The 14,889-nt window shown below is 73.3% G+C and carries 10 protein-coding genes; 6 read left to right on the top strand and 4 right to left on the bottom strand.

The features are described from left to right. Nucleotides 1-257: 257 nt before the first annotated feature. From WMF27_RS40830 to WMF27_RS40820, 3 genes are all read left to right on the top strand, one after another. Complete coding sequence (locus WMF27_RS40830; protein ID WP_437763492.1) at nucleotides 258-1,781, top strand: vWA domain-containing protein; 1,524 nt, start codon at nucleotides 258-260, stop codon at nucleotides 1,779-1,781. 338 nt (nucleotides 1,782-2,119) lie between these two features. Then, nucleotides 2,120-3,316: an aminotransferase class V-fold PLP-dependent enzyme gene (locus WMF27_RS40825; RefSeq protein WP_437763493.1), complete on the top strand. Its 1,197-nt coding sequence runs from the start codon at nucleotides 2,120-2,122 to the stop codon at nucleotides 3,314-3,316. A 215-nt stretch (nucleotides 3,317-3,531) separates the two neighbouring features. Beyond that, entirely contained in the window at nucleotides 3,532-4,890 is a 1,359-nt protein-coding gene (locus WMF27_RS40820) for a hypothetical protein (protein ID WP_437763494.1), read from the top strand. 95 nt (nucleotides 4,891-4,985) lie between these two features. Here WMF27_RS40820 and WMF27_RS40815 read toward each other — a convergent pair whose 3' ends face one another. After that, entirely contained in the window at nucleotides 4,986-5,333 is a 348-nt protein-coding gene (locus WMF27_RS40815; RefSeq protein WP_437763495.1) for a hypothetical protein, read from the bottom strand. A gap of 821 nt (nucleotides 5,334-6,154) precedes the next feature. Between WMF27_RS40815 and WMF27_RS40810 the strand changes: the two genes are divergently transcribed. The 3 genes from WMF27_RS40810 to WMF27_RS40800 all read left to right on the top strand — a co-directional run bounded on the left by WMF27_RS40810 (nucleotide 6,155) and on the right by WMF27_RS40800 (nucleotide 8,955). Further along, nucleotides 6,155-6,430 carry a hypothetical protein gene (locus WMF27_RS40810; RefSeq protein ID WP_437763496.1) on the top strand — a complete coding sequence of 92 codons (276 nt, stop codon included), beginning with the start codon at nucleotides 6,155-6,157 and terminating at the stop codon, nucleotides 6,428-6,430. 375 nt (nucleotides 6,431-6,805) lie between these two features. Continuing rightward, entirely contained in the window at nucleotides 6,806-8,428 is a 1,623-nt protein-coding gene (locus WMF27_RS40805) for a thiamine pyrophosphate-binding protein (RefSeq protein WP_437763497.1), read from the top strand. Between the two features lie 5 nt (nucleotides 8,429-8,433). Next, the gene (locus WMF27_RS40800; protein ID WP_437763498.1) at nucleotides 8,434-8,955 is read left to right on the top strand and encodes a M17 family peptidase N-terminal domain-containing protein; all 522 of its coding nucleotides are present in this window, start codon (nucleotides 8,434-8,436) and stop codon (nucleotides 8,953-8,955) included. A gap of 33 nt (nucleotides 8,956-8,988) precedes the next feature. On the opposite strand, the gene WMF27_RS40795 is transcribed toward WMF27_RS40800, so the two are convergent. From WMF27_RS40795 to WMF27_RS40785, 3 genes are all read right to left on the bottom strand, one after another. Then, nucleotides 8,989-11,055 carry an ATP-binding protein gene (locus WMF27_RS40795; protein WP_437763499.1) on the bottom strand — a complete coding sequence of 689 codons (2,067 nt, stop codon included), beginning with the start codon at nucleotides 11,053-11,055 and terminating at the stop codon, nucleotides 8,989-8,991. A 551-nt stretch (nucleotides 11,056-11,606) separates the two neighbouring features. Next, the gene (locus tag WMF27_RS40790) at nucleotides 11,607-12,422 is read right to left on the bottom strand and encodes a hypothetical protein (protein ID WP_437763500.1); all 816 of its coding nucleotides are present in this window, start codon (nucleotides 12,420-12,422) and stop codon (nucleotides 11,607-11,609) included. A 71-nt stretch (nucleotides 12,423-12,493) separates the two neighbouring features. After that, nucleotides 12,494-14,857, bottom strand: coding sequence for an AAA family ATPase (locus tag WMF27_RS40785; RefSeq protein ID WP_437763501.1), 2,364 nt, complete (start codon nucleotides 14,855-14,857; stop codon nucleotides 12,494-12,496). Between the last annotated feature and the right edge of the window lie 32 nt (nucleotides 14,858-14,889).

Below are 14,889 nucleotides of genomic sequence, written 5' to 3'. Positions count from 1 at the left end.
CGCGAGATCTCGAGATGGGCCCTGGAGTCAGGCAGGGACGACCCATGGATGTGTGCTCGGAGGGGGCTCCGGGCGCGGAGCGGCGGCCCTTCGCCGGTGCGAGGGCCGGCGGCGGTGGCGCCGACTCCGGCTCTCCCGGAGATCTTTTTTCGGCCCGGTCCGTAGAAGCCGCGCGCTGCGGAGCCGGGGAGATCGCGGCGGAGGGACGCGGTCCCCCCGTGGGCCGCGCCATGGCTTGCGGCGGAAGGAGCTTCTCGATGCGGACGATGCTCGCTGGATTGCTGATGGGATGGGCGGCGCTGGGCTGCACGGCCAGCGCGGCGGTGCCTCCGGGCACGAGCGCCGCGGCGGTGGCGGCCGCGCCGGGCGCGGCGGCGCAAGGGGAGGCGGCGAAGCGGGTCGCCGTGGCCGCGGCCCCGACGGAGCCGGCCGGGCCCTCCGCGGCGGCGGCCGAGGCGCCGTCGTCCCGGCCGGAGCCGGCGCCCGCGGGGAACCAGGGCGTCTGGATCGGCGCCGCGGGCGCGAGCGCCTTCGCGCTGCCGGGGACGCGCGAGACGCAGCTCGGCGTGTGGATCGATGTCCCGGCGGCGCGCGCGGCCCGCGGGCAGCCGCGCGCGCCGGCGGCGGTCGTGCTGCTCGTGGACGCCTCCGGCTCGATGCAGGGCCCCAAGATGGAGAACGCGCGCGCGGCGGCGCAGGCGTTCGTCGACGGGCTCCCCGACGGCGACCTCGTCTCGGTCGCGTCGTTCGCCGACGCGGCGCAGGCGCGCGTCTCGCCGACGGTGCTGGGCCGGTCGACGCGGCCCGCGGTGGCGCGCGCCATCGCCGCGCTCGGCCCCGACGGCAACACCAACCTCTTCGCCGGCCTCCAGCTCGCGGAGCAGCACGCGCTCACGGCGCCGCCGACGCACGCCGTCCGGCGCGTGGTGCTCATCTCGGACGGCCAGGCGAACATCGGGCCTTCCTCTCCCGACATCCTCGGAGCGCTCGCCCAGCGCGGCGCCGCGCACGGGGTGCAGATCACGTCGATCGGGGTGGGGGCCGACTACGACGAGCGCACGCTCAACGCGCTCGCCATCGGCTCCAGCGGCCGGCTGCACCACCTCACCGAGGCGCGGGAGATGTCCTCCGTCCTCGAGCGCGAGCTCGCCCTGCTCCAGACGACGGCGGCGACGGGCGCGTTCGTCGAGATCGTCCCGGCGCCGGGCGTGGAGCTGCTCGACGTCCCCAACGAGCGCACGGAGCGCTCCGGGGACGCGCTCCGGGTGCTGCTCGGCACGATGTTCGGCGGGCAGCACCGCGAGATGCTCGTGCGGGCGCGGGTCACCGCGCCGGCGGCCGGCTCCCACCCGCTGGCGAGCGTTCGGCTCCACTTCCGCGACGCCGCGAGCGGCAACCTCCCGCGCGTGCAGGAGGTGGTCGCCCGCTACGACGTGACGAGCGATCCGGCCCTCGTCGCCGCGCACCAGAGCGACAGGACCCAGACGATCGCCGCGGTGATGGAGGCGGGCATGATGCAGCTCGACGCGGCCCAGGAGGTGAGCGCGGGCAACTTCGGCGCGGCCGAGGCGAAGCTCGCGGCGGCGGAGGACCGGCTCCGGCAGCAGGCGGCGCGCGCCCGGTCAGACAAGGAGAAAGAGCGCGCCGCCCAGGCGGCCTCGGCGGTAGCGAGCGCGCGGAAGACCGCGCGCGCGGCCGCGGCGGCTCCGCCCTCACCCGCGGCGCGGCGCATGGATGCGCTCGAGATGAACAGCGCCTCCCCGGTCTGGTCGGGTCGCTGACCCGGCGCGGCGTCCTTCATGAGAGGGCAGGTGCGGTGTCCTTCATGGGACCGAAGATGGGATGTCCATCGTGGGATGGCAGATGCGGTGTCCATCATGAGCGGGCAGATGCGATGTCCGTCATGAGACGACCGGACGCGACGTCCATCATGGACGGGTTGACCGGCTCTGCACGACCGGCGGATCCTCGTCATGGTTGATCCATGATTCAACATTGACGACACGATCCATCATGGATCGTGAGCTGCTCCTCGCGTGGCCCTCGACAGGGGTCGGGGCCCGCGCGACATTGTTCCGGGCCCTCCGGCACGTCGCCTCCCCGGGGCCCGCTCCTCGCCATGAACCCGAACGCCTTCCCGGAGTCGCGCGCCGCCGCCGTGCGCGGGCTCTGGTCGCTCGACCCGGCCGTCACCTTCCTGAACCACGGCGCGTACGGCGCCTGCCCGCGCGCGGTGCTCGAGGCGCAGCAGCGCTACCGCGAGCAGCTCGAGCGCGAGCCGGTCCGGTTCTTCCTTCGCGAGCTCGGGCCGCTGCTCGACGCGGCCCGAGGCGCGCTCGCCTCCTTCGTCGGCGCCGACCTCGACGACCTCGTGTTCGTCCCCAACGCGACCGTCGGGGTCAACACGGTGTTGCGGTCGCTCTCGCTGCGACCCGACGACGAGCTCTGCATCACCGATCACGGGTACAACGCGTGCAACAACGCGGCCGAGGCGGCCGCGGCCCGCGCTGGTGCGCGCGTCGTGGTCGCGCCGGTGCCGTTCCCCATCGAGGCGCCCGAGCAGGTGGTCGAGGCGGTGCTCGCGCGCGTGGGGCCGCGGACGCGGCTCGTCCTCGTCGACCACGTGACGAGCCCGACGGGGCTCGTGTTCCCGGTCGCCTCGCTGATCGCCGCGCTCGCGGAGCGCGGCGTCGACGTCCTGGTCGACGGCGCGCACGCGCCCGGCATGGTGCCGCTCGATCTCCGCGCCCTCGGGGCGGCCTATTACACCGGCAACTGCCACAAATGGCTCTGTTCGCCGAAGGGCGCGGCGTTCCTCCACGTGCGGCGGGACAAGCAGGGCGCGGTCCGCCCTCTCTCCATCAGCCACGGCGCCACCTCGCCGCGCGCCGACAGGTCGCGCTTCCTGCTCGAGTTCGACTGGACCGGCACGGCCGACCCCAGCGCGGCGCTCTGCGTCGCGGACGCGCTCCGCGCCATGGGCGCGCTCGTGCCCGGCGGCTGGCCCGCGCTCCAGGCGCACAACCGGGCGACGGCGCTCGCCGCGCGCGACCTCCTGTGCGAGGCGCTCGGCTGCATGCCGCCGAGCCCCGACGCGATGATCGGCGCGCTCGCGACGGTGCCGCTCCCCGACGCGCCGTCGTCCGGGCTGCGCCTCGATCCGCTCCAGGACGCGCTGCTCGAGCGGTGGGGGATCGAGGCGCCGGTGTTCGCCTGGCCCGCGTCGCCCCGGCGGCACCTCCGGATCTCGGCCCAGATCTACAACGACAGGCCGCAGTACGAGCGGCTCGCGGCCGCCCTCGCCGCGCTGCTGTAGCGGCGCGCGGGAGGGCCCGGCCCCGCGCCGCGGCTCCGCGGCCGGGGCCGCGCGGCGCTCCCCTCTGCCTCCGGGTCGCCCCGCGCCCGTGTCGCTGCGGGGTGGCGCTGGCGCTGCGGGACGGCGGTCGCGCCGCCGGAGGCGTCTCCAGCGCTCGCCGGAGCCGACCGCGCGCGCCCGCCGAGGCGATAGGATGCGCGCTCCAAGGAGACACGATGCCACGTCGAATCCTGGTCTTGTCCTCGCTTTCCTGGCTGGCGGCGACCCTCGCGGTCGCGCCCTCCGCTGCGCAGCCCGCGACGCCTCGCCCGACAGCTAACCCTGCGCCCTCCGCGCCGGCGGGAACGCCTCCGGCACCTGGTGCACGGCAGCCGCCCGCGACGCCGGCGCCGGGCACGCCGCCGTCGCCCGCGACGCCGCAGCCGCCGGCGCCGGGCACGCCGCAGCCGCCCGCGACGCCGGCGCCGGGCACGCCGCCGCCGCCCGCGACATCGGCACCCGGCACACCGCAGCCCCCGGCCTCAGGCACACCGCAGGCGCCCGCGACGCCGTTGCCCGGCGGGCCGCCGCAGCCGCCGGCGCTCGGCGCGCCCGAAGCGGGCGCACCGCGGCCAGACGGCTCGCCGCTCGCGCCGCAAGAGGCGCAAACCGCGCCGGGAGCCGCCGGGCCGCCCCCGGAGTCGGCGCCGCCTGACCGGAAGCCGGGCGGGGCGGAGGCGGGCCGCAACGGCAGCACACCGGCGCCCTGGGCGCTGTCCCTCTCGGACATCGAGCTCGGGCCGCCGCCCGCGCGCGCGTCGGGCGGCAGGACAATCGACGAGGGGACCGTCCCGCGGAGCCAGCGTGGCGCGATCGGCCTGGAGACCTCCTCGTTCACCGGCGGCGACAGCGCGGTCTCCGGGCTCTCGGTCGCCCTCTTCGCCCGCATGCCGTTCGCCCAGCACACGTTCCTCGATGTCCGACTCCCGTTCGGGCTCGCGATCGCCGAGCGCACCGACGCCGTGCTCGGCAACGTGACGCTCGGCGCCCATCACGTCGCCCACGTCGGCCGGACGTTCTGGCTCACGGTAGGCGGCGACGTCGGGCTGGCGACGCTCTCGGGCCAGACCCACCACCACGCCAGCTACGAGCCCGTCAGCGCCAGCCGGGCGTACTGGGATCTCCACGAGTACTTCCCGAGCATCCTCCCCATCCACGCGCGCCTCGGCGCCGAGGCCCACGTCGGCTCCCTTGTGATCGGGCGCTTCCAGCTCGAGCCGGTGCTCTACATCCCGCTCGGCCGCAACAAGGAGTACGAGGTCGCGATCCAGCACGCCGCCGAGCTCCAGATCGGCCACGGGATCGGCGGCGGCGTGCGCGTGCAAGGGATGGCGCTGCCCACGTTCGACAACGTGAGCATCCGGCACGCCGTCGCCCGCAATCTCTACGTCCTGGCCATCGAGCCTTTCCTCGCGATCGAGCGCAACCTCGCGTTCCTCCGAACGGGCCTGCTGCTGCCCTTCGACGAGGAGCTCGGCCCGCCGCTCGACCACACATGGGGCTTCCACTTCACCGCGGGCGTCCGCGTCGACTGAGGCCCGCGGCCGGGGCGCCCGGCCGCAGACTCGCTGGCGACGAGCCGCGCCTGCCCGGCGGCCGAGCCCGCAGCGCACGCACCTGCACCCCCGCTCTAAGCGCCTCGCGCGCGGCTCGCTTCGCCGATCGCATACGTGATGTGGCCCTCCAGCTCGCCCGCGGGCAGCTGCTCGGACTCCACGACGACGAGGCGTGCCCCCGCGTCCTCCGCGAGCAACTCGAAGGTCTTCGGCGCACGATCGTGCAAGTGGCTCGGCAAGACGATGGCCAGCGGGCGGAGGCGGACAGCCACCCCCCACGCCGAGCCCGCATCGCAGGAGCGGACGAGGAAACGAGCCCGCGCCGCAACCCTCCGGCAACGAGCCAGGAAATGGGGGCTGCAGTCGAGCGCCAGCACCATGGGTATCCGGATCAACTGACTGCTACTGGGGGGCTCCGACATAGGAAGATGCTACTCCAGCGAAGCGCGATTGCGCGTCCTCTTATCCCGCATAACCGATACAGAGCCTTCCCGAAATAGAAAACAACAAGCTCGCCAGCTCATGTAAGCAGTCACGCGTGATTTTGGTGTATTGGGTAACGTTCTGTGAGCACAGGATATTTGAAATGAACGCTGCGAGAGGGGGAGGCGCCAGCACGCGAGAGCCCCCGCGGGACCGCGCGCAACATCGCCGAGAGTTCGGCCCTCCTTGCGCTGCAACAGGGGCGCGTGATGCCCTGACCGATCGCGCGTTGATGAAATGATGCACCATGGACGGAGAGGGTCTCGGCGCACACCAGTGAAAGCAACATGCCGATCGGGCGTCGGGAATGCCCGGACGGATGAAGTCTCCGCACACGTGGTAGACGCCGCTCGGGACGTAGGTTGTGAAGGCAACGCCCACGAGAGCGTCGCACAAGATGGCTCGTGTTCACCCCTGACGCTGCCCCGATCGCCGCAGCGGCTCCACGCCTCCAGCCCGTCGAGGTCGGTACGCCGCAAAGGAGTTGGCGAGCACACGTCATGGAGATCGTGTGTCGTCGCCGCGCGGCAGGCGAGCCGCGCCAGCGCCGCCATCGGCCGGAGCCGCTGCCCGGTCGCCGCGGCCCTCCCTCGCCGCGACGACCCTGAACCGGTTACGTTCCTCACAGAAGCTCGGGGGCGCCACCTACCCAGCCCCCTTCGAAATGTTTCCGCCAGGTTACGGCGAGCGCCGACGATGGAGGCGACCGCCGGCGGCGCGATGGCCCCGCCGGCAGAGGACCGGACCCTCTCCGAGGCCGGTGGCTGCAGGGAAAGAGCACCGGGGAGAGGTCGAGAGAGGTGGCGGTGTCGAGCTGGCACCTGCAATAAGGTTCCAACTATATCATCTCGTGGCCCGGATAGAAGAGAACAGCGTCGGGGTTGTGATCGCAAAGGCGTCGGCCGCCGCGGTGGGTGACGACCTCGCGTCCAAGGTCGGAGTCGGCGCTGTAGCCAAGCTGTATTTTTACAGCAACGCCTTGCGAAGGGGGGTTATCCTTCTCGGCGGTCGGATAGCCGACCTGATCGGGCGATAGCGTGGCTCACCCGTCAGGGACGCGGCGCGCGCGCCAGCAAGCGGGTGGTGCTCTGATCCCGAGAGAGCTCAGACGAGGTCGGGAGGTTAGGAAGAACACTTGCCTACCCCCCGGACAATGGGGGTTTCAGGCGGACACGACCCGCCAGCTCCGGTGATGTTTCGAGGAGTCGACACCTGGCGCGCCGCCGCAGCGCGAGGGTCATGCGGCCGTCGACGCGCGGCCCCGGGGCTCGTCCCCGGAGCGCCGGCTCGGGGGCGCCGAGCGGCCCGGGCCGGCGACGTGGCCGGGGTGCGCGCGCTCGCCCACGGGCGGCGGCGCGAGCCGACCGCTCGCCGGCAGGACGCTGGGTCGCACATGGTATATGCCGGCCCCATGGCGCAGGTGCATGGCGGCAGGCTCGTCTCGAAGGCCCTCGCGAGACACGGGGTGACGCACCTCTTCACCCTGTGCGGCGGGCACATCCAGGCGATCTACGACGGGTGCCTGGATGACGGCATCCGGGTGGTCGACGTGCGACACGAGCAGACGGCCGGGCACGCCGCCGACGGGTACGCGCGGGTGACCGGGAGGCCGGGGGTGTGCGCCGTCACAGCGGGGCCCGGCGTGACCGACGTGGTGACGGCGGTCGCCAACGCCCAGCGCGCGGGCGTCCCGATGGTCGTCCTCGGGGGCGCCGGTCCGCGCGCCCTCGCCGACATGGGCTCGCTGCAGGACATGAACCACGTCGAGCTGATGCGCCCCATCTCGAAGTGGAGCGTCTCCGTCCCCTCGACCGATCGCATCCAGGAGTACGTGGACTCGGCCTTCCGCGTCGCCCAGGCGAACGTGCCAGGCCCGGTCTTCCTCGAGATGCCGCTCGACCTGCTGATGAACTACGCCGGCGACGACGCGCCCGCCACCGCGCCCGCGGCACCGCCTCGCCCCGGGGGCGACCCGGCCGCCGTCGCGCGGGCCGCGGCCCTGCTGAGGGACGCCGAGCGGCCCATGTTCATCGTCGGGAGCCAGCTCCGGTGGTCGCCGCGGCGCGACGCGCTGCGCCGCTTCGCCGACGCGGTGAAGGCGCCCTTCTACCTGAACGGCATGGCCCGCGGCGCGCTGCCCCACGCGCACCCGGGGCTCATGAGCCGCTCGCGCCGCTTCGCGCTCTCGCAGACCGACCTCTGCGTGGTGCTCGGGACCCCCTTCGACTTCCGCCTCGAGTACGGCCGCGCCGTCAGCCCGGCGGCCAAGGTCGTCCAGATCGATCTCGACGGGAGCGAGCTCGGCAAGAACCGCCGCGTCGACGTCGGGATCGACGGGGACAGCGGCGTCGTCCTCGAGCAGCTGCTCGCGGAGGTGCCCGACAAGACGGCCGCGGCGTGGCTCTCGGCCGTGCGCGAGGCCGAGGAGCGATCGCGCGCGAAGATGCTGGCGGAGATCGCGAGCGACGGCGACCCGCCGAACCCGCTGCGCGTCTGCGCGGAGATCGGCAGGCGCCTCGGCAAGGACGACATCGTCATCGGCGACGGAGGGGACTTCGTGGCCACGGCGGCGAACGTGCTGAAGCTCGAGTGGCCGCAGCTCTGGATGGACCCCGGCCCGCTCGGGACGCTCGGGGTGGGGCCGGGCTACGCGATGGCGGCGAAGCTCGCGCGGCCAGAGGCCAACGTGGTCCTCGTGTACGGCGACGGATCGTTCGGCTTCCACGCGCTCGAGTTCGAGGCGATGGTGCGCCAGGGCATCCCCGTCGTGAGCGTGATCGGGAACGACGCGGCCTGGACGCAGATCCGCCGGGGGCAGGTGGAGCTCTACGGCGAGGGCCGCGCGCCGGCGACGTCGCTCGACTTCACCCGGTACGACCGCGTGGTCGAGGCGCTCGGCGGCTTCGGGGCCTGCGTGGAGCGCGTCGAGGAGCTCGGGCCCGCGCTGGACGAGGCGTTCCGGTGCGGCAGGCCCGCTTGCGTCAACGTGAAGATCGCGAAGAGCGACTTCCGCAAGGGCGCCATCAGCGTCTGATCCACGTGGAGCTACGGTTCATCTCCCCCGACCTGCAGAGCCTCGACGAGCTCGACTCGGAGGTGCTCGCGTGCGCCCCGTTCAGCGACGCGCGGCCGGCCCACGGCGTGGCCGGCCTCTGCGACTGGCGGCTCGGCGGCCGGATCTCCGAGCTGAGGCGGCAGGGCCTGATCACGGGCGAGCTCGGCGAGGTCGTCATGATCCCGTGCAAGCCGCGCATGGCGTTCGACAAGCTCGTCCTGTTCGGCGCCGGCGAGCGCGGCGCGTTCGACGAGGCGATCTTCCGCGAGATCGTGCGCCGGATGCTGGCCACGATGGGCGGGCTCTGCACGCGCGCCGCCGTGGTGGAGCTCCCGGGACGGCACGACGGGCTCATCCCCGCCGAGCAGGCGGCCGACGCGCTGCTCGACTGCGCGGGCAGGGAGCGCGGCGACAACGTGTGGACGCTGGTGGAGCGCGCCGAGGGCAGGCAGCAGATCACCCAGCACATGATCGAGCAGCGCCGCCGGGTGCGGCGGGTGCTCTAGTCGCGCGGCGCGCGGCGCGCGGCGTGGGAGGCGTCAGGCGGGCTCCTTCGGCAGGTCGACGGTGAAGGTCGCCCCCTCGCCCGGCCGGCTGTCGACCTGGATCGTCGCCCCGAGCGCGTCGGCGATCTGCCGCACGATCCACAGCCCCATGCCGAAGCCGCTGTAGTTCTCGCTGGAGACGGCGCGCTCGAAGCGCTCGAAGATGCGGGCCTGCTGCTCCGGGGCGATGCCGATGCCGCGATCCCGCACCGTCAGGCGGGCGCGGTCCGCGAGGTCCTCCAGCGCGACGTCGATGGGCTTGCCGGCGCCGTATTTGACGGCGTTCGAGAGGAGGTTCGTGACGATCTGATCGAGCCGGAGGCGATCCCACCGGCCGACGATCGAGGCGGGGGCCGACAGGTTGACGGGGCAGCCGGCGGCGCAGAGCTCCTCGCGGAACCGCTCCAGCGCCTCGTTCACCGTGGCCGCGAGATCGACGTCCTCGAGCTCGATCTGCAGGCGGCCCGCGGAGATGCGCGAGATGTCGAGCAGGTTCGTGATGAGCCGGGCGAGCCGCTCGACCTGCCGCTTGATCATCTCGAGCCGCGGCGTGGCGCGCTCGGCGGTGAGGCCGCCGCGCTTGCCGGCGCGCAGGAGGCCGTCGACCTGCAGCTGCATGGGCGTGAGGGGCGTGCGGAGCTCGTGCGAGGCGATCGTGAGGAAATCGTCGCGCGCGCGCACCGCGAGCTGCGCCTCCCGGTAGAGCCGGGCGTTGTCGACGGCCAGCGCCGCGCGCCGCGCGAGATCCTGCGCGAGGTCGAGATCGACGGCGTCGTAGCGCCGGTGCGTCGAGGCGAACGAGAGCGTGCCCAGCGTGCGGCCGCGCGCCGTCAGCGGGACCGTGAGGTGCGAGGCGAGCGAGAGCGAGCGCAGCGCCTCGTAGTGCGCCTGATCGAACGAGATCGCGCGGACGAAGGAGTCGGTCACCTTGGGGATGAGCTCCGGCTGCGCCGTGCGCAGGACCCTGCCGATCCCTCGCCCGGCAGAGTCGGCCGTGATCCTGCCGAGCAGCTCGGTCGCCATCGCCATCGACGGATCCGCGTGGGCGGTCACCTGCCGATCGATCGCGCCGGACTCGTCCCGCAGCAGGAGCACGCAGATCGACGCGAAGTCGGGGAGCGCGACGCGGACCACGCGCCGCAGCGTCTCCTCGAAATCGAGCGACTCGCCGAGGATCTGCCCGGCGGAGACGAGGATGCGCTGCGCCTCGTGGACGCGGCGGCGCTCCGTCACGTCGCGGGTGACCTTCGCGAAGCCGCGCAGCTGCCCGGCCTCGTCGAAGAGCACGCTGATCACCTCGTTCGCCCAGTAGCGGGTGCCGTCCTTGCGGACGCGGTAACCCTCCTGGATCGAGCGGCCGGCCTCCACGGTGGACTCGAGCTCCGCGGCGGGCCTGCCGAGCTCGACGTCCTCCGGCGGGAAGAGGACCGAGCAGTGGCAGCCGATGATCTCGTCGGCGCGGTAGCCGTTGATGCGCTCGGCGCCCGGGTTCCAGCTGGCGATGCGGCCCGCGGGGTCGAGCATGAAGATGGCGTAGTCCTGGACGCCCTCGACGATGAGGCGGAACCGCTCCTCGCTCTGCTTGAGGCGCCGGTCGGCGCGCGCCTCCGCCGCCTCCATCTCCCGGCGCAGGAGGAGCTCGCGCATCCTGCGGTTCTCGTCCTCGTAATGCCTCCTGCGCAGCTGGGCGCGCAGGCGCGCCTTCAGCACCGTGAGCTCGCCCGTCTTCGTCACGAAATCGTCGGCGCCGGCCGAGAGGGCGTCGAGGATCGCCTTGTGGTCGTCGCGGCCGGTGAGCATCAGCAGCGGGATCGGCCGCCACGAGGCGTTCGCCTTGATGCGGAGGCACGTGGCCGGGCCCGACAGACCCGGCATCACCATGTCGAGCAGAATGCCGTCGACGCGCGCCACCGTGAGCCGCGCGAGCGCCTCCTCCCCCGAGTGGGCGAGCACCGGCAAGTAGCCTTCGTCGCGCATCGCCGCCGCGACCTGGTTCAGGTACGTGGGGCTGTCGTCCACGATGAGGATGCGATGGGACGGCGTGTCCGCTGGGCGGTTCACGGGAGCCTCCGGGGCGGGCTCCTGTGAGCGAGGGGAGTCGCCAGAATGGGGCGCGTGGGGCTGGTTGAACCGGCGCAACACCCGTCGATCACCCCCCGTGGCGCCTCCACCCTCATTGGCCACCCATACAGGTTGGCATGCGTTCTCCCCCGGTCGACGCGAAAAGGCTACCTGGCCCGATGCACTTTGCGTACAGCATCCTTTTTCTACCAGCCGCCAGGCGCTCGCAACGTTGCTTCCCCCACCGCGAACCGGAATCCCGGGGGAAGCGCACACGATGCGCTCTGTGGGCTTCGAGCGCCCGGCGCCGGCAGAGGGGGCCTTCCCGCGCTACAAACCAGGGAAATGACGCTTGACAAGCGGCGTGACGATCCGAGTTGCGCCTGACTCGAGCGACTCGAGATCCGCGCTTGGCGAGTCGCGGCCTCGCGGCGGCGCACCTGCGTCGAGGAGGGCGTGAGCGCGCGGCGAGGAGCGGAGCTCATCACCACGCTGGCACCTCGGCGGAGCCAGGCCTGGGCGGCGCGGAAGATCGGAGACGCGCGAATCCGTCAGCCCTCGTCGATGAGCTCGATCATCGTGGCCCGGGCGGGCCCGCCCGCGGGAATCCAGCGGCAGAGCTCGTCGACGCCGACGTCATCGACCACCCGGCGGAGCTCCGCGCGCGCTGCGGCGGGCTCGCCGAGCGCGGTGAGCGCGTGCGCGCGGGTGATGCGGTAGCGCTGGCGCACCTCGGTCGGCTCTTCCCGCTCGCCGTCGCGGAGGCCGATGAGGGAGAGCGCGCCCTCGACGTCGCCGGTGCGAACGAGCACCGCGGCGCGCGCTCCCCGCACGAGCGGCCGCACCGACGCCGGCGCGCGCTCCTCGTCCAGGTCCGGGAGGAGCTGCCGGGCGGACTCGATGTCGCCGGCGCAGAGCTGCCATTGGGCGAGGTTGCTCATGACGAGCGCCCGAACCTGCGGAGGTATCCAGTCGCGAGGCACGTCGCGCAGCGAGGCGGCCGCCGCCTTGTAGCTCCCCTCCCAGGCGAGCGACTGGCCGACGGCCTGGGCTGCGAAGGCGTAGACGAGCCGCGGATCGCCGTGCTCGGTCGGCGGCGTCGAGGCGCGCTCCGCGGGGCGCGCGGCCGGCCGCCCAGTCCGCGGGGGCCGAGGCGCCCCGGGCGCCTGGCGCCAGGATCGACCGGGCCCCGCGGCGAAGCGCCGCCGGACGACGCCGCCGAGGAGGACCAGCAGCGCGATCGCGGCGGCGGCCGCGCAGGCGGCGCCGAGCGAGAGCGACGCATCACGCCACCGCGCGAGCGCGCCCCACGCCAGCAGCGGCGCCGCGGCGCCGGCCGCCGCGAGCAGGATGAGCCGCCGCGTCATCGGCGGGCTCCGACGCCCATCGGCGCGGGTTCGGCTGTGCCCTTCGCTGCCATCGGTCCTCTTCTTCAGCTTCAGCGCTCCCTGAGCAGTCTTCGGGGATCCGCGCTCGTCGCGCCCTTCTGCGTGTCGGCGATCGCCTGGTGGAAGCGCTCGAGCCGCTGGTCCGCCGCGTGGAACACGGTCCCCTCCGGGTACCTTCCGTCCACGTCGGCGACGCCCGCGGGGACGCCGGTGATGATCTCGATGCCCTCCTCGACGGAGCTCACCTCGAACACGTGGAAGCGGCCGGCCTCGATCGCCGTCACGACGTCGCCCCGCAGCATGAGCGCGTCGCGGTTCGCGCTCGGGATCAGCACGCCCTGCTCGCCCGTCAGGCCCTTGGCGGCGCACAGATCGAAGAAGGCCTCGATCTTCTCGTTGATGCCGCCCACGGGCTGGATGCTCCCCTGCTGATCGATGCTGCCCGTCACGGCGAGCTCCTGCCGGATCGGGACGCCGGAGAGCGCGGACAGGAGCGCGTACAGCTCGCTCGACGAGGCGCTGTCGCCCTCGATGGGCTCGTAGGTCTGCTCGAAGACGAGCGAGGCGCCGAACGAGAGCGGGCGGTGCTGGGCGAACCGCGCCGCGAGGAAGCCCGTGAGGACGAGCACGCCCTTGCTGTGGAGCGGGCCGGACATCTCGACCTCGCGCGCGATGTTCACCGGGCCCTCGCGGCCCGGGTAGACGACCGCCGTCACCCGGCAGGGGCGGCCGAACGTCTGCGGGCCGTCGGACAGGACCGAGATGGCGTTGACCTGCCCGACGCGCCGGCCGATCACGTCGATGCGGATCGTCCCGTCCGAGAGCAGCTCGTGCACGTGGTCGCGGAAATGGCTCCCGCGGCGCCGCGCCGCCTCGAGCGCCTCGTTGACCTCGGGGCCGTCGACCACCTTGCGGCCGCGGCGCTGGGCCCGGTAGCCGGCCTCGGTCGCGACCTCGGCGATGAGCCCGATCTGCGCGCTCACCTTGGTCTGGCTCTCCGCGAGGCGGCCGCCGTGGAAGAGGAGCGCGGTCACGCCGTCGGCCGTGATCGGCGGGAGGCCGCGATCGTGCGCGAAGCCGGCGAGGAACGCGGGGTACGTGAGGAGCGCCTGATCGAGCGAGATCGTCGTCTCGAAGCGCGCCTGCACCTTGAAGAGCTGCGAGAACTCCGGATCGGCGTCGTGCAGGTCCTGGTAGAGCTGCGGGTTCGTGACGAGGACGACCTTCACGTCGATGGGGATCGGCGGGAAGAGCAGCTCCTCCGCGGTGCCGCGGAAGTACGACGGGTTGTGCTCGGGCACGATGAACTTGCCCGCGAGGAGGCAGGCCTTGAGCTGCTCGTAGAGCGCCTCGTTCTTGAGGAGCGCGCCCGCGGGCAGGATGAGGAAGCCGCCGGCCGCCTCGTGGAGGGCGCCCGCGACGGCGAAGCCGGGCTCCGGCGGGAAGCCGGAGTCGGGCGGCGCGTGGGTGCGGCCGAACAGGGCGGTCAGCGTGGGGTAGGGGACATCGACGACCGGGGCGCCCGAGTCGGGCGTGTGCTCCGTGAGGAGCGTCGGGACGACCACGCCGCGCGGGAGGGTGGCGCCGCCCTCCTCGCCGCGCGCCTCGTCGACGAGCAGGCGGAACTCCTTCGACACGACCGTCTCGACGTCCGCGAGGAAGGCGCTGATGTCATCGCGCCCCTCGAAGCGCGCGCGCACGGGCTGGAAGCAGGCCTTCACCCCGTCGCTGAGCAGCTGCTTCACGACGCCGCGCAGCTCGACGTCGGCCTCGTCCTGCACGGTGGCGAGCCGCATCTCGAACTCCTCGATGGAGCCGGCGATGGCGAGCAGGGCCTCGCCGTCCGGCGCGTTGGCGGCGTCCTCGATCGAGGTGATCTGCACCTCGTCCTCGCCGCGCACGAGGTCGAGGCCGAGCTCGCGCGCCGCGGACTTGAGCTGCTCCTCGAGCCGCCGCTCCTCCGCGTTCACCCGGCGCTGGATCTTGCCGCGCGCCTGCTTGAAGCGCTCGCCTTCGGTCGCGCCGCGCAGGGCGTCGACGAGCTTCTCGTGGAGCTCCTCCATCGCCTCGACGAAGGGGCGCCCCTCGCCCGGCGGCAGCGACAGGACCGTCGGCTCGCTCGGGCGGTGCGGGTTCGGCAGGAGGAGGATGTCGTCGGGCGTGGGGCGGCTCGCCGCGATGCGCTTCGCGACGGCGCGCGCGCAGAACGTGCGGCCCGTGCCGGGCGCGCCGACGACGACGACGTGGAAGCGGGGCTGGCGGATGTCGAGGCCGAAGGCGAGCGCGGCGAGGGCGCGCTCCTGCGAGCCGATGCCCGCCGACAGCGGCGCGACCTCCTCCGTCGTGGAGAAGCGGAAGCTCTGCGGCTCTACGATCTTGCGACACTCGCTGGGGGGCAGCTTCCGGGAGACCATGGCGGCGCACCATAGCGCCTTTCGCCGGTCGT

Source organism: Sorangium sp. So ce281, from assembly GCF_051527395.1.
GTDB lineage: Bacteria > Myxococcota_A > Polyangia > Polyangiales > Polyangiaceae > Sorangium > Sorangium cellulosum_B.
This window is presented reverse-complemented; position numbering and strand designations above follow the sequence as displayed.

Excerpts from the sequence above, each read along its gene's own strand:
- WMF27_RS40830 (WP_437763492.1), top strand. The coding sequence starts at position 258 with ATGCGGACGATGCTCGCTGGATTGCTGATGGGATGGGCGGCGCTGGGC.
- WMF27_RS40825 (WP_437763493.1), top strand. The coding sequence starts at position 2,120 with ATGAACCCGAACGCCTTCCCGGAGTCGCGCGCCGCCGCCGTGCGCGGG.
- WMF27_RS40820 (WP_437763494.1), top strand. The coding sequence starts at position 3,532 with ATGCCACGTCGAATCCTGGTCTTGTCCTCGCTTTCCTGGCTGGCGGCG.
- WMF27_RS40815 (WP_437763495.1), bottom strand. The coding sequence starts at position 5,333 with ATGTCGGAGCCCCCCAGTAGCAGTCAGTTGATCCGGATACCCATGGTG.
- WMF27_RS40805 (WP_437763497.1), top strand. The coding sequence starts at position 6,806 with ATGGCGCAGGTGCATGGCGGCAGGCTCGTCTCGAAGGCCCTCGCGAGA.
- WMF27_RS40790 (WP_437763500.1), bottom strand. The coding sequence starts at position 12,422 with ATGACGCGGCGGCTCATCCTGCTCGCGGCGGCCGGCGCCGCGGCGCCG.
- WMF27_RS40785 (WP_437763501.1), bottom strand. The coding sequence starts at position 14,857 with ATGGTCTCCCGGAAGCTGCCCCCCAGCGAGTGTCGCAAGATCGTAGAG.